The 14,356-nt window shown below is 35.9% G+C and carries 14 protein-coding genes; all 14 read left to right on the top strand.

Annotated features, from left to right (window positions below; translation table 11 throughout):
• The first annotated feature begins 600 nt into the window (after window positions 1-600).
• Entirely contained in the window at window positions 601-1,467 is an 867-nt protein-coding gene (locus ACTQ16_RS14785) for a macro domain-containing protein (protein ID WP_441938112.1), read from the top strand.
• A 3-nt stretch (window positions 1,468-1,470) separates the two neighbouring features.
• Complete coding sequence (locus ACTQ16_RS14780; RefSeq protein WP_441938110.1) at window positions 1,471-2,202, top strand: hypothetical protein; 732 nt, start codon at window positions 1,471-1,473, stop codon at window positions 2,200-2,202.
• A gap of 283 nt (window positions 2,203-2,485) precedes the next feature.
• Window positions 2,486-2,905 carry a hypothetical protein gene (locus tag ACTQ16_RS14775; protein ID WP_441938109.1) on the top strand — a complete coding sequence of 140 codons (420 nt, stop codon included), beginning with the start codon at window positions 2,486-2,488 and terminating at the stop codon, window positions 2,903-2,905.
• A complete protein-coding gene (locus tag ACTQ16_RS14770; protein WP_441938108.1) occupies window positions 2,899-3,252 on the top strand; it encodes a TIR domain-containing protein in 354 nt (117 codons plus the stop codon). The genes ACTQ16_RS14775 and ACTQ16_RS14770 overlap by 7 nt, the downstream gene beginning before the upstream one ends.
• On the top strand, window positions 3,221-4,114 hold the full coding sequence (locus ACTQ16_RS14765; RefSeq protein ID WP_441938106.1) for a macro domain-containing protein: 894 nt from the start codon (window positions 3,221-3,223) through the stop codon (window positions 4,112-4,114). The genes ACTQ16_RS14770 and ACTQ16_RS14765 overlap by 32 nt, the downstream gene beginning before the upstream one ends.
• 2 nt (window positions 4,115-4,116) lie before the next feature.
• Window positions 4,117-4,680: a TIR domain-containing protein gene (locus tag ACTQ16_RS14760; RefSeq protein ID WP_441938104.1), complete on the top strand. Its 564-nt coding sequence runs from the start codon at window positions 4,117-4,119 to the stop codon at window positions 4,678-4,680.
• Window positions 4,681-4,968: 288 nt separating this feature from the next.
• The gene (locus ACTQ16_RS14755; RefSeq protein WP_441938103.1) at window positions 4,969-6,405 is read left to right on the top strand and encodes a lipopolysaccharide biosynthesis protein; all 1,437 of its coding nucleotides are present in this window, start codon (window positions 4,969-4,971) and stop codon (window positions 6,403-6,405) included.
• Between the two features lie 10 nt (window positions 6,406-6,415).
• On the top strand, window positions 6,416-7,498 hold the full coding sequence (locus ACTQ16_RS14750; RefSeq protein ID WP_441938101.1) for a polysaccharide pyruvyl transferase family protein: 1,083 nt from the start codon (window positions 6,416-6,418) through the stop codon (window positions 7,496-7,498).
• Window positions 7,495-8,718 (top strand): hypothetical protein, encoded by a 1,224-nt coding sequence (locus ACTQ16_RS14745; RefSeq protein ID WP_441938099.1) that lies wholly within the window; start codon window positions 7,495-7,497, stop codon window positions 8,716-8,718. Before ACTQ16_RS14750 ends, ACTQ16_RS14745 begins: the two co-directional genes overlap by 4 nt.
• A 3-nt stretch (window positions 8,719-8,721) precedes the next feature.
• Entirely contained in the window at window positions 8,722-9,852 is a 1,131-nt protein-coding gene (locus ACTQ16_RS14740; protein ID WP_441938097.1) for a CDP-glycerol glycerophosphotransferase family protein, read from the top strand.
• Between the two features lie 4 nt (window positions 9,853-9,856).
• Window positions 9,857-10,588, top strand: coding sequence for an IspD/TarI family cytidylyltransferase (locus ACTQ16_RS14735; protein ID WP_441938096.1), 732 nt, complete (start codon window positions 9,857-9,859; stop codon window positions 10,586-10,588).
• A 14-nt stretch (window positions 10,589-10,602) separates the two neighbouring features.
• Entirely contained in the window at window positions 10,603-11,634 is a 1,032-nt protein-coding gene (locus ACTQ16_RS14730) for an NAD-dependent epimerase/dehydratase family protein (RefSeq protein ID WP_441938094.1), read from the top strand.
• A gap of 1 nt (window position 11,635) precedes the next feature.
• The gene (locus ACTQ16_RS14725; protein ID WP_441938093.1) at window positions 11,636-12,862 is read left to right on the top strand and encodes a glycosyltransferase; all 1,227 of its coding nucleotides are present in this window, start codon (window positions 11,636-11,638) and stop codon (window positions 12,860-12,862) included.
• Window positions 12,840-14,351 carry an AMP-binding protein gene (locus ACTQ16_RS14720; protein WP_441938091.1) on the top strand — a complete coding sequence of 504 codons (1,512 nt, stop codon included), beginning with the start codon at window positions 12,840-12,842 and terminating at the stop codon, window positions 14,349-14,351. The genes ACTQ16_RS14725 and ACTQ16_RS14720 overlap by 23 nt, the downstream gene beginning before the upstream one ends.
• Window positions 14,352-14,356: the final 5 nt, after the last annotated feature.

The raw sequence follows: 14,356 nt of genomic DNA, 5'->3' as shown, positions 1-14,356 counted from the left end.
TTTACGGCAAAAATTAATGAGAGACCAAGAAAGAAATTGAATTTCTCAACACCAAAGGAGTGCTTTTACAAAAACATTTCGTAATTTTGCACTTGCTTGTTGAATTCGCGTGGAACAATAACAACAACCTAAAGTTAAGTTTTGTAGATGTTCATGAAGTAACTCAGTCGTCAGATGACACTCTAAACTGCAATATAAAGAAGAGCCTGAGAAAACGTCTCAATATATCCAAAACTTTTGTTCTTATTGTTGGAGAACATACCTCAACAGTTACGAGTGGCGCTTGCTTTAACTGCGAGCATTATAGAAAGTGGACAACAATGCCACCGAGTTGCGCAAAAGGATATTATATTGACAACAGAAGTTATGTTCAGTACGAATGTGAGATGGCTCGTAAGGACTTTGATGATGGCGTTTTGAAGAACATTGTTATCATATACAATGGCCTTATCAATCCCAATAGGAGTAAGTGCCCCGAATCTTTAAGATGGGTAGGAATTCATATTGGATCAGATTGCCGAAACGATAAAGGCGAACTCTGCTGGAATTATGGAGCGATAAGAGACGCAATCATAGGATAATATAAGATTGCAATTACGTATGAATACGATTATCAAAAGGTTCGTGCAGCAATTGAAGATTAGTTATAGTATGGAATTTTGTAAAACTTTTGTATCTACACTAGGTACAGTATCTGCTGTAGTCACACTAATCAGCTTTGTATTCCAGGTTCAAAACCCATGCACACTGGTGATTGTTATATACTTTTTTATTGTAATTGGCGGAAGCCTCCTTATATCGTGGTTTTTAACGCGTAGAAAGGATTCACTTAAACTGAAACTCTCTAACACGCTTACGGTTAATGTTAATGCTGGAGATTTATTCGATTTTGCAAGCGGTACAAACTATGTTGTGATTCCTGTCAATGAATATTTTGACACTGTGGTAAACACAAAAATAGTTAGCCCTTCTAGCTTGCATGGGCAATTTATCAATAAACACTTTAAGTATAACCATCCTGCATTACATGAACACATAGAAAGCTATTTGACAAAGAATAATGTTGAATATATAGAGGTTTCTAACCGACCAAATGAAGGCGGATATAATAAGAAGTATCCTCTTGGCACCTGTGTACCAGTTCAAGTTGGGCAAGTTACATATGTTCTTGTTGCTCTCACTCATTTCGATGATGAAGATCATGCATATGCGGAACTTTCTGAATTTGGACGTTGCATAAGTAGTGTGTGTCGTTTTATTGCAAAACATGCAGGTAATAATCCTACTTATATGCCACTTATGGGTATGGGGTTGTCTCGACTTAATCAAACAGGACAATTTATACTTAAATACACTTTAGACACTATAGTTGGGATCAAAGAACTTGCAATTCCTGGCGGATTAAATATTGTTGTTTATCCACCTACAGCAAAGACACTCGATTTGAATGCTATTAAATACAATTAACATATGGATATCGCATTTCGTACTAATACTACTGTAATCAATCAACTTGCTGGCATGGTGTCAGAAAACGATGTAAAAGCCATTGCATTACAAAGGCTTCCTTTCAAGAAGAAGATGCGCACTCTTGTAATTCCTTCTGATGGGATAATCAAGGGCGATACGTTGAAGGATGCTTATTTCCCTTCAGGTCTTTTCGATGGTTCAAACTATGATGTTCTCATATCGCACTCACACAATAATGAGAAGGAAGCTCATCTGCTTGCAGCATGGTTGAAGAAGTATAAAAAACTATCCTGCTTCGTTGATTCTTTTGCTTGGGGAAGTGCCGATCAACTACTGAAAGAGATTGATGATAAATATTGCTATTGCAAACATCGTAAAACTTACGATTACAAAAAACGCAACTTTACTACATCTCATGTACATGCAATTTTATCCATGGCATTGCTTGAAACAATCCTTAGGTCGAAGTTTTGTGTATTTATTGAAAGTTCAGAATCTGTTCCGCTAAATAGTGGGTTAAAGAAGAAGACACTATCTCCTTGGTTGTATGAAGAGATAAAATACATGCAATTATTGCAGCCACAGCGAAAAACCAAGATGTTCTCTGAAGGATTAGAAAAAGCAATTTCAGATTGCAAAATAGCATATGATGTGACAGATATATCACAATTTCCATTTCTGGATTATAAAGACTTCGCTAATTTCAATAATGGAAGTCTGCTGCTGGATTAGTAGGATTCGAGTTGCATATCTAATATATAAGTCTGCAATCTGTAAGAACCGTAAGAACGCGCACGCACACGAAGCGAAAGCTGAAGTTCGATACTTCCTACGTTACAAAAGAAAATATATCGCGAGTTTCGTGGTAATAGGTAACACTCGCAACAAATATTCCCGAAAGGGACAATTAACAATTTATCGTTTTAACAATAAGACACTTCGCAAACTGCCCGCATCAGGTAGCAATTGCTTAGTGAACCAGGTTTCGGACACATACGAATATAACAGCATGAATATGAATAACAAGAATGATACGAAAGACAAACTTAGTTGGGACAAGATTAATCAGCTTCATGAGGCTGTTTCCAACTTTAGTAAACAAAGTTTCGACATCAAGAAACTTTGGATAACGGTTGAAGTCTCAGCTATTACACTGATGATGTCCCTAAAAGTGAAGGATTTCAAGTTTATAGTGATAGTATCAATTGCTGTTCTTATCTTCTTCTATTTACTAGACAGCATGACTTATTACTATCAGGATAAGTTAAGAGAAGGCATAGCAAAAGAGCAAAATTCGATAAGAAAGCGAAATGGTATTATTGAAGAAAAGGTAGAGCGAACTAATTGGAGATTTATCCGTTCTTTATTGAACTGGTCGCATTTACTTTACTACATTGTTATTACCATTCTCGTTGTCACCTATATATTATGTTAGTTTTTTGCAGTTATACTTTAAGGGATGGTCTCGTTACAATTGAAAAGCTGAGGAAACTTAAAGAACTTATTTCTCAATCTGCATCCTGCTATGTTGATATATTGGATAATGACAGCATTGATAAGCAAGAACGAGTTGTTGAAGAGCTGAATAAGGCACAACTTGTTTTGGTATTAATGAGCCCTGATCTCAAAAAATCCGCATGGGTAAAGGAGGAGTATCGCATTGCGAACGAGAAAAATATTCCAATAGTAGAAATCAACATTAATCATATTAACGATATACAAGAAATATTATCCAATTATGAAAAAGATAATGAGCATAATCAAGCGGATATGGCTCAATAAATCCGCTATATATAGAAAGACATGCGCTTATGTTGGTATTGCTTTTACATTATGGGGATTTGTTTCTTTATTTAGTCCGTTAGATGGCATTCTGGATTCGTCTGCGACTTTTGGGTGCAAACTAATGATTGGATTGCTTGTGCTAATAATAGTAGCAGGTATTTCTTTTATTATTTCAACCTTTGAGGTTTTGAACGCTAATGAAAATATTGTGTTCACATCTAAGACAGGGCATAAGGTTGTCGTTCAATATGGAGATATGTACTCGCCAGATATAGTAGAAAAAGGCTACAACGGAAGAAGGAATATAGTAATATCGGTAAATCGGTGTTTTGATACGATTGTGGACGATAATCTAATCTCCCGCACTACACAACATGGTCGTATAATGAGAGAGTTATATAATACAAATGTGTATGATGAAAATACTCTGAATGCAGCACTGCAACAATCATTGATTCATATTAAACCGGAAGTGCATCTGTCCAAAGATGAGAAACCGAAAGGAAATCGTAAAAGATATGCTTGCGGAACTGTTGCAGAACTGATTGTTTCAGATAATCTTACATATTTCTTTCTTGGGTTGAGCAAGTTTGATAATCAACTTGCTGCGAGCACTACAAAAGCGGAATATGTCTTGGCGCTTCAAAATCTGATCGAATTCTGCAATGTGCGTTCACAAGGTTATCCTGTGATCTTACCTCTTATGGGTACAGGGTTGTCACGAGCAAATATTTCGCACGAAGAGGCTCTTAGCTATATGGTGAGCGCACTTCATATGAATAACGATATTATCAATTGCGATTTCCATATTGTTGTGTGGAAGGGAATGAAGGATAAAGTCTCTATTAAAAATTTATAATTATGTCAAACAGAACTGCGAACTATACTGCATTTTATGTTGCAGAACCATTTAATGAAACTAATCTTGGAGCTAATGCTGCAAAGGATTTCTGTTATTACAATATGCTTAAAGCATGGAAGGCAGCAGACTCAGCTTTCCCATTTGTTAACGCCCATGATAAAACCTATAATGTTCGAGATGGTAGTGATTGGGAGTCAACTCTTAAACCAAGGTTGCATCAACGGTTGAGAACATCAAAGAATGTGATACTATTCTTGAGTTCCAACACAAAGAATAGCAGAGCGCTGAATGAAGAGATAGATTATGCCATAAATACATTGGGATTGCCGATAATAGTGGTATATCCAGATTTCAGCACAAAAGGAGATATAGCAGATTCAAACGGTATAAGGCAACAGGTAAAGACTTTGTGGGACAAGTTACCGATTTTTCGTGACAATATGAGCAAAGTTGCTACAATCCACATTCCTATTAATAAAGCTCTTATCACATCTGCTCTAAACGATTCAGACCTCAAAGTGCAAACCATGGTTGTTGGGGAATATTACTATAAGATAAACTAGAGATTATGTTTACACCATTCCTAATGTACGAGTGAAAACAAAAATCTCATCACCTTTGCTCCGCACTAATCATAAGGTTATGGCATCAAGTAATTGCCACATCTCTGGCAAAGACAGTCGTAACTCATATTTAAAATTTATAAAAACAACTTTTTCTCCCGAAAAGGCCACTTCACAAACTGCATGAAACCCAGATAACCGAATAAAGAAAAAAATCAGTAATCAGTAATCAGATTTTCTGGCAGCAATTGCTTAGTGACCCAGGTTTCGGACACTTATCAATAAGGTATGGCAAAAAGTCCAGTTAGTAATTTTTTATTTAAGTTTATAGAAAGGATTGCAGGACAATTCATTTCTATTATAGTGACAGTCATATTAGCGCGATTGCTTGATGTCGAGGTATTTGGCTCTATAGAGATAATACTGGTGGTCGTATCACTATGCCAAATTTTTGTGCAATCTGGACTAAATACGGCGTTGATACAAAAAAAAGACTGTACAGAGGAAGATTTCTCATTAACATTCTATTTGAATGTTACCGTTTCCATTATCCTTTACTGTTTGATATTTGCATTATCTCCTATTATTGAGTCCTTTTATGGCATTAATGAACTGTCGACATATTTGAGATTCTCTGCACTCGTTTTGGTTCCATGTTCAATAACGTCTATTCAGAATGCTTATTTAGCAAAACGACTTCAATTCGAGAAACAAATGATATGCTCCGTTTTGGGTACCTTGCTCGGTGGCTGCATTGGTGTAGTGTTGGCTTACAGAGGTTTTGGAATATGGTCATTTATTGCATACCAATTAGGCGTGTATACATTGACTCCTATTATTTCATTCATTTACGTAAGGTGGTATCCTAAAAAAGTTCATGATTATAAAAGACTTAAGCCAATAATCTCTTTTGGCCTAAAAATATTTTCGGCTAATATACTCGAAACAATATATAATGATGTAAGCGGTTTAATTATAGGCAAAGTATTTAGTCCTGTAGCCTTGGCACTATATGGAAAAGGCAAACAATTCCCTCAAGCCTTGATTACAAGTATCAATGGCTCCATTCAAGCTGTTGCATTTCCTTATATGGCGAAAAAACAAGATAGCATCGATGACATAAAGGACATGCTTAGGCGATTAATCAAGATTAGTTCCTTTGTTGTATTTCCGGTAGTGTTAGGAATGCTGGCGGCTTCCAAACCCTTTGTTGTGGTCCTTCTGACAAATAAATGGATTGACTGCACTTTATATATGCAATTGATGTGCATAATATTTCTATCGTGGCCAATTATGACTGCAAACTCATGGGCGTTAAATGCTATAGGCCGTAGCGATCTTTATCTTAGAATAGAAATTTATAAAAAAATACTAAATGCCTTAGCACTATTGGTTTCCATTGTCGCTTTCAGATCAGTTACAGCTGTTCTTCTTGGACAGATTATAGTAATGCCTGTCAATGTCTATTTAAACGCACGCCTAAACAAGGTGATGTTAAAATATAAAATAGCTGAGCTTCTGGTGGATATTATGCCTTCGCTATTAGCTTCTTTTATTATGTGTGTTACCCTACTATCCTTGCAACTATTTATTGAAAATATGTATGTTCTACTAGGTGTTCAGATAGCTCTGGGATTTGTGGTATATTTTTTCATTAACTTAATTATAAGTAATAAAGCATTGACCTATAGTTTGCAAATGATAAAAAACATGTTTAACATTTAAGAGATAAATAATGAAATACGGTTTATTAGTTACAAGTCCGGTTGGACCAGATAAAAATATTGGCGATTACATGCAAAGTATTGCAGCTATGCAGTTCTTGCCACAGGTTGATTCTTATCTTGAAAAAGAGAGCATTTGTGATTTTAAGACAGATGAACCTACAAAGGCTATAATGAATGCATGGTATATCTGGCATCCAGAAAACTGGCCGCCAAAAGAAGATAACTTGATTCCTCTGATGACATCTGTCCACATTATGCCGGCAATGCTTGATAAAATGCTTGAAAATGGTGGCTTTGAATACTTCAAGAAATACGAGCCTATAGGCTGTAGAGATACCAATACTGCAAAAATGCTACAATCTAAGGGAATACAGGCATATTTCTCAGGTTGTATGACCTTGACTCTTGGTGTAAAGTATAAGAAGAGTTATCAAAGGAAAGGAGTAATTTTTGTTGACCCATATATTCCTCCTCTACATGTTGTTAGTAGCGATGCGAATATCTTTTATTGGGGTAATGCTTTAAAGTCTATCCTTTATTTCCTTAAAAATCCATTTAAAGCTACACGTCTTTCAAAGATTAGTATATTCCAGCACCGTTATCGCTTAATTAGTCTCTATCAGGCGTCAATGTTTTATCATGCATACTCAAAGATGTTTACAGATGATGTCCTTTTCAGTGCAGAATACTTGAGCCATATGGTACCGGTAGGCAACCACAAAACACAGCATGATTGGATTTGTACCGCAGAGGCTTTGCTTGATAAGTATTCTCATGCAAGATATGTTGTAACTAGCAGAATACATTGTGCACTGCCATGTTTGGGAATTGACACACCAGTGATTTTTACGCTAGGAGAAGTTATGAAATCAGACAAGAATTTAACTGGTTCACCTGGTCGATATGGTGGATTGATGGATTTTTTCCGTGTAGCAGATTATCGAAATAATAGAATGCAAACAAGTGATGATGTCCTATCTACATTTAACAAATTATCCACCACCTATCAATTTGAGAACAAGCCTGAATGTAGAACATATAAAAACGCTCTAATACAAAGTTGTATTGACTTTATTAAGAATGATAAATGATGACAAAATCAGTTATTAGTAAAATTTGCCTACATGGATTTGTTTTGAGAATTATTATGTTATGTAGTACGCTATTCTTTAGTAATCAACTAACAACTGGATATCTAAGATCTAATTATGATAGTGATGACCTAAGGTATCAAGATGGTGCTCTTTACTATAGTCAGCATGCTAATAATATAATCGATGTATCTGCCTTCACTGATGCCTTTCTCAGTGTAGGGGACTATGAAGGCTATGTAGAAGATATCGCCCTCTGGTATTGGATTGTGTGTGTACTAACTTATATTTTCAAGAGTGTTATACTGGTTAAAATTATCAATATCTTATTTGGTGTAATATGTATTAGATTGATATATGATTTATGTCAACTTGTATTCCCCAATAGAGAAAAACTAGCTCTTAAGGCAGCAAAATTATACGCATATTTACCATATCCAATAGTTTTTTGCTGTTTTCTATATAAGGATCAATTCTTAACCCTCGTTTTTTTAGCAATTCTAAATGTAGTTTATCGAAGCAAGAACATTATAAATTATAAAGATTTTTCGTGTTTATTCGTTCTTCTTGCTGTTTTTTCATTGATTAGAACCGGTATATTACCTGTAATCCTCCTATGTATTGGTATAATCGAAATGAGAAAATCAAATCGGCAATATTCTAATAAAATTTACACAGTTTTTATAACATTTATATCGATTGTTGCCATTTATTATGTGTTTCTTTATAACAACGAAACAATTACACACAAACTTAATAGTTATGTCGCTCAGAGGTCAGGAGATTCATCATATGCTGGAACCTTCATACAATATGTCCTAATAAACGATATAAACGATGTTTGGAAACTTCCATTTGCATATGTGTTTACTATACTTCAACCTTTATACATAGGGGGAGCAATCAATAACTGGGAAAAACTAATTAGTATATTTAATGTATGTTTTATTCCTGTTGTTGTTGGTAATATATTTTATTTTATCCAAAAAATTAAAGGCAATAACACTTTTTGGGTTTCTATGGTAATATTGTTTTCTGTTATGCTGTTCGTGTCAATTGGCGTGACAAGGCATTTCTATTACCTTATGTTTCTTCCTGTGATTTTTTACGCAGATTATGCTACAGATGAGAAATCATCATTCATGAAAGTAAAAAGGCCATCATTACTATTAGTTATTGGATGGTCTATGTTTATGATTACAAGACTATTAATTGGATAGTATATGAGAAATAAATTAAAACAAATAGTAATATTTTTGATTTCTACAACACTTAAGCTGTTTTGGATTATCCCTGTAAAAAAGAATAGGGTTCTATTTCTTAGTTTCAACGGAAAACAATTTTCAGACAGTCCAATGTATATATATAAAGAGATGCTTCAATATGGTAATAAATATGAGCTGATTTGGGCGTTTAGCAATCCTGATTCTATTGTCAATAAGAAAAAGGTCTATTATGTAAGAAAAGAATCATTCAAATACTTTTATTACTTCTGCACATCTAGATTTATTATAGTTAACGACACCTCCAATATTTATATGCCTGTTAGAAAATCACAAGTTTATATTAACACATGGCATGGTGGTGGCTGGTTCAAAAAAGTAGGACTCTCCTGCGACAATTATTCTGACTATACGGAGTTTGAGTTCAAAATGAAGAATAAGCAAACAACGTATTTTACGGCGAGTTCTGAATACTTTGTTGAAACGGTTCTACATCGCTCATTCGCATATGATGGAAAGATCTTAAGAACGGGAATGCCAAGAAACCAGATATTTTATCAAGAGAATAAGAATGAGATCAGGGAGTTTGTAAGAAGGAAATTTATTGAAGAGCCAGACACACTTGTAGTCCTATATGCCCCTACACATAGGAGTTATAAAGATGAAATACCACCGCTAGATGTAAAGTTACTATCCAAGTCTCTAAATAAACGATTCGGGAAGAATGTGAAAGTTTTGTTTAGGGCCCATCACTTAATTGGCTCTTTCGATATAGATTCATCTCTAATAGAAAACGTTACCGATTATCCGGATATTCAAGAACTTCTATTGGCATGTGACATAGTCCTTTCTGATTATTCATCCTGCATGTGGGAGGCTGCAATCCAATACAAACCTATTATAGTTTACGCCCCTGATGCTAAAAAATACATTGACTCTCAAGGCTTCTTTTTGGATATGGACAAGTGGCCGTTTATTGTCGGACAATCAAACAACGAAGTCTCTGACAAAATATTATCCTTTGACATGGCAAGATATGCTCGTGAAATTCGCAAATTGGTAGCAGATACAACACCTTACGAAAATGCAAACTCGGTTCAGTCTATTGTTGATATAATAATAAATAAATAATCTTATGAATTATGGATTAATCTTAGCTGGCGGTACAGGCCAGCGTATGCGTACCTCAGGTATGCCCAAACAGTTTCTTATGGTGTATGGCAAGCCCATCATCATATATACCATTGAAAAATTTGATACTTGTCAGGATATTGATGAGATTGTGGTTGCGTGCAACCCTCAATACATCGATTATTTCAATGAGCTTATTCGTAAATATCCACTCACAAAGAAAGTAAGCATTATTCCTGGTGGTAAAGATCGTCAGGGAAGCGTACAAAATGGCGTAGATTTCATCTTTATTAATGGTGGAAAAGAGGATGATGTAGTTGTTATTCATGATGGTGTACGTCCACTTATCGAACGTGACGTCATTAGCGAAAATGTGCGAGTTGCAGCAAAAGAGGGCTGTGCAATGACTGTTAAGCCTGTGATTGAATCAGTTGTTGTTTGTGATGGCAATGTATCAGGTTTTGATGATTTTAAGAAGAGAGACGACACATATAGTCTAACTTCACCTCAGTCGTTTAAACTTTCGGTTCTTGTCAAAGCATACAAGGATGTAGAAGGTGTTGATGCGCCTATTCCACTTCTTGATGCCGCTTTGGCTTATACATATATGGGTAACAAGATTCCTTTGGTAAAGGAGTATAATCATAATATAAAGATTACAACACCAGAGGATTATTATATTCTGAAGGCTCTGGTAGAACTTCAGGAGAATAAGAACATATTTGGATTAAATTAAAAATAGATACTATTATGAACATGGAATCAAGAGATTTGGACATTATCCGCAAAGGAATCTCCAACTGGAATATGTATCGTGATTCAACGATACTTGTAACTGGTGCAACCGGCCGTTTAGGTCGTTATATCGTTGAAGCATTAGTTGACATAGATCTTAAGTATAATCTAAATTTGCGTGTTGTTGGCATGGCACGTAATAATGATAAAGCAATAGAGGTTTTTGGAGAATTGCTTGAATTCCCTAATGTCTCTTTCATATACCAAGATGTAAATACTCCTATAGAATATGATGGTGATGTAAAGTATATTTTCCATACTGCAGGGCCTGCCGCCCCTATGGATTACAAACGTTCTGCCGTCAATACGTTATGGGCACATGTAAATGGAACACATAATGTATTGGAGTTTGCCCGCACTCATGGTACAAAGCGTATATTCTATGTATCAACCGTAGAAGTCTTTGGCGAACAGAAAGCAGATATAAAGATTGCGGAGGATTACATGGGACCACTCCAGCACTTGAAGTCACGTGCATGTTATCCAGAAGCAAAGCGTGTATGCGAAACCATGCTTGCATGTTATAAAGATGATTTCGGAATTGACTTCTGTGGCGTTCGTCTTTGCCATACATTAGGGGCTGGTATTGTACTTGATGATGGTCGTGGCTTCGCAGAATTTATAGATTGTGCTCTAAAGGGTGTTGATATTGTTTTGCATTCTGATGGTAGCGCAATGCGTACCTATACTTACACTCCAGATGCAGTAAACGCAATGTTTATGATTATGGAAAGGGGTGAGAGTGGTTGCATGTACAATGTAGCGGCAGAACAGAACCTTATCAGTATTCGTGATCTTGCAGAGCTTATTGCTAGTCTTTCCCCAAAGAAAACGACCAAAGTAAGATTTAGCCAGGAGGCTAGCAATATGCCATATTTGCCATTCAAACTCGCGATTATGGATACTTCAAAGATTAGAAAACTTGGTTGGTCGCCCCAGACGGATATTAAGAAAATGTTCAAATGGACTATAGACTCATTTTGTTAATATGCCGATTTTACTTCAAATAAATGTTGATGCAAATAATGGCTCTAATGGATCAATTGCAAGAGATATTGGGGACATTGCTCTTTCAAAAGGTTGGAGAAGCGTCATTGTATATGGAAGAAAACATATACCCTCGAGATCAGAACTGATAAGGGTCGGGAATGATTGGGACGTAAGGTGGCATGGACTATTCACACGCTTAACAGATTTACATGGTTTAGGCTCTTATTTTGCAACAAAACGTCTTGTAAAAAAAATTAAAGAGTTAAACCCCAACATCATACATCTACATAACATACACGGGTATTATATTAACTATAAGATTCTTTTTGATTTTATAAATAAGCACAATATACCGGTTGTTTGGACATTTCATGATTGTTGGCCATTTACTGGCCATTGCAGCCATTATATTGGTTATAACTGCTATAAATGGATATCTTCCTGTAATAATTGCCCCGCTAGAACAGACTATCCAACTTCTTGGTTTGTAGATAATTCATCGTTCAATTTTACATTGAAAAGATCACTCTTTACAAGACCTAAAAAGCTTGCAGTCGTGACAGTTTCTAATTGGCTTAAATCTGTAACGGATCAATCTTTTTTCTCAAAATATCCAGTAACCGTTATTTATGATGGTATTGATACAGATAGTTTCAGATATCGACAAAGCGACCTTAAAGTTAAACTGGGGATAGAGGGAAAATATGTCTTAATGTCAGCTGCCGCAAATTGGAGCACAAGTAAAGGATGGGATGATTATTTGAAAGTCGCATCTCAATTACCACAAAAATATATCATTATTTTAATTGGAGTAACATCTGAGCAACAGAAAACACTTCCACCAAACATTATTGGCATCCAACGCGTCGAAGGAAAAGAAAAACTAGCAGAATTCTATTCTATAGCTGATGTTTTATTGAATCTTTCCTATGCTGAAACATTCGGAATGACGACAGCAGAGGCCATGGCTTGTGGCACTCCAGGAATATCCTATAACATAACTGCGTGTCCGGAGCTGCTGACAAAAGATACAGGATTGGTTGTGGAACCTGGGGATATTGGAGGAGTACTTAATGCTATTGATATCATGACTAAGAAGGGTCGCTTATCTTATAGTGACGCTTGTAGGAGTCGAGTTTTAAGTAACTTTGATTTTAAAAAAGTTAACAATCAGTACTTTGATATCTACGAACAATTAATAAATGAATTCAATGATAAACTTTAAAGAACAATTTATGTTGCCAGTGTTTGGATTGAAAGATTCAGATACTTTAGCTTTCTGCATAGACGATGAGTTGTATAGTTACAAGCAACTGTTTGACTATGTAGAGCAAATTTATAGTGCAATTGATGGTTGCGAAGACAATCTGGTTTGCTTGTATGCAACAGATGACATTCGCACCTATGCGTCAATATTGGCATTATGGCTTCAAGGTAAGACGTATGTTCCTCTTAATCCAAATCAGCCTAAAGAGCGACATGCAGAGGTAATTGAAAGTGTACATACCAGCACTATTCTTTCTGCAGATAGCAAATACGAGTCACCGGTGGAGGGTGTGAAGCTCATCCCAACTGATGCTTTTAAGCATGATGGATATGTGCGTACTGGTAACATGCTTGTGAAAGATGTTACAGATGATACTTTGGCATATATCATATTCACTTCAGGTTCAACTGGCAAACCTAAAGGCGTGCAGCTTACAAGAGGTAATGTTGCTAACTTTATTGACTCCATGAACCATATTGGGCTTGATATTAGTTCAGAGGATCGTTGTCTACAACCTTTCGATCTGACATTCGATTTCTCTGTATCATCTTATGTAATACCTCTGGCAAAAGGAGCAAGTATCTATACAGTCCCTAATAAGGCGGTGAAGTTTACATATATCGCAGGTTTATTGGAAGAGTATAAGCTAACCGTTCTGCAGATGGTACCATCAATGATACGCAATCTTCTTCCTTACTTGGATGAGGTTGAATTGGATAGTGTTCGCTACAATATATTATGTGGTGAACCTCTAACCGGTAAAGTTATTAAAGGATGGCATGAAGGCAACCATAATATGGTGAGCTATAATATGTATGGTCCAACAGAAGATACAGTATTCTGTACATACTATCTGATTGACAAAGACAATATTGCAAATCCCAAAGCTGCAAATGATATTGTTTGTATAGGTAAAACATTCGACAATAGCGGATTGCTTCTTTTGGATGAACAAGACCATATTATAACCGAGCCAAACATAGAAGGAGAACTTTGTTTGTGTGGAGATCAATTGACCCCTGGTTATTGGGAGAACGAAAAGGAAAATACGGAGAAGTTCCTATTGATAGATGGTATACGCTATTATCGTTCAGGCGATATGTGCTATTACGCGGAAGATATGAATCTCATGTATGTTAGCCGCAAGGACTTCCAAGTTAAGATTAATGGTTTCCGTGTAGAACTTGGCGAAATTGAGAATCGTTATTCTGCTATCTCTGGAGGAAAATTCTCGGTTGTCATGCCTTTCACCAACGAACAAGGTAACACCGAACTTGCCATGGTTATTGAAGGAAAAGAGTACGATTATATGGAGCATAAGAAAACACTTGCCAGTGAAATTCCTGCTTATGAGGTGCCTAACAAGTGGCTGTTTATTCGTACAATTCCTCTTAACCAAAATGGCAAAGTAGATCGAAAGGCAATCAAATCAATATTTAACTTGTAATAATT

The organism is Prevotella sp. LCP21S3_D2, from assembly GCF_052118345.1.
Classification (GTDB): Bacteria; Bacteroidota; Bacteroidia; order Bacteroidales; family Bacteroidaceae; genus Prevotella.
This window is presented reverse-complemented; position numbering and strand designations above follow the sequence as displayed.

Excerpts from the sequence above, each read along its gene's own strand:
- ACTQ16_RS14785 (WP_441938112.1), top strand. The coding sequence starts at position 601 with ATGAATACGATTATCAAAAGGTTCGTGCAGCAATTGAAGATTAGTTAT.
- ACTQ16_RS14780 (WP_441938110.1), top strand. The coding sequence starts at position 1,471 with ATGGATATCGCATTTCGTACTAATACTACTGTAATCAATCAACTTGCT.
- ACTQ16_RS14775 (WP_441938109.1), top strand. The coding sequence starts at position 2,486 with ATGAATAACAAGAATGATACGAAAGACAAACTTAGTTGGGACAAGATT.
- ACTQ16_RS14770 (WP_441938108.1), top strand. The coding sequence starts at position 2,899 with ATGTTAGTTTTTTGCAGTTATACTTTAAGGGATGGTCTCGTTACAATT.
- ACTQ16_RS14765 (WP_441938106.1), top strand. The coding sequence starts at position 3,221 with ATGAGCATAATCAAGCGGATATGGCTCAATAAATCCGCTATATATAGA.
- ACTQ16_RS14760 (WP_441938104.1), top strand. The coding sequence starts at position 4,117 with ATGTCAAACAGAACTGCGAACTATACTGCATTTTATGTTGCAGAACCA.
- ACTQ16_RS14755 (WP_441938103.1), top strand. The coding sequence starts at position 4,969 with ATGGCAAAAAGTCCAGTTAGTAATTTTTTATTTAAGTTTATAGAAAGG.
- ACTQ16_RS14750 (WP_441938101.1), top strand. The coding sequence starts at position 6,416 with ATGAAATACGGTTTATTAGTTACAAGTCCGGTTGGACCAGATAAAAAT.
- ACTQ16_RS14745 (WP_441938099.1), top strand. The coding sequence starts at position 7,495 with ATGATGACAAAATCAGTTATTAGTAAAATTTGCCTACATGGATTTGTT.
- ACTQ16_RS14740 (WP_441938097.1), top strand. The coding sequence starts at position 8,722 with ATGAGAAATAAATTAAAACAAATAGTAATATTTTTGATTTCTACAACA.
- ACTQ16_RS14735 (WP_441938096.1), top strand. The coding sequence starts at position 9,857 with ATGAATTATGGATTAATCTTAGCTGGCGGTACAGGCCAGCGTATGCGT.
- ACTQ16_RS14730 (WP_441938094.1), top strand. The coding sequence starts at position 10,603 with ATGAACATGGAATCAAGAGATTTGGACATTATCCGCAAAGGAATCTCC.
- ACTQ16_RS14725 (WP_441938093.1), top strand. The coding sequence starts at position 11,636 with ATGCCGATTTTACTTCAAATAAATGTTGATGCAAATAATGGCTCTAAT.
- ACTQ16_RS14720 (WP_441938091.1), top strand. The coding sequence starts at position 12,840 with ATGAATTCAATGATAAACTTTAAAGAACAATTTATGTTGCCAGTGTTT.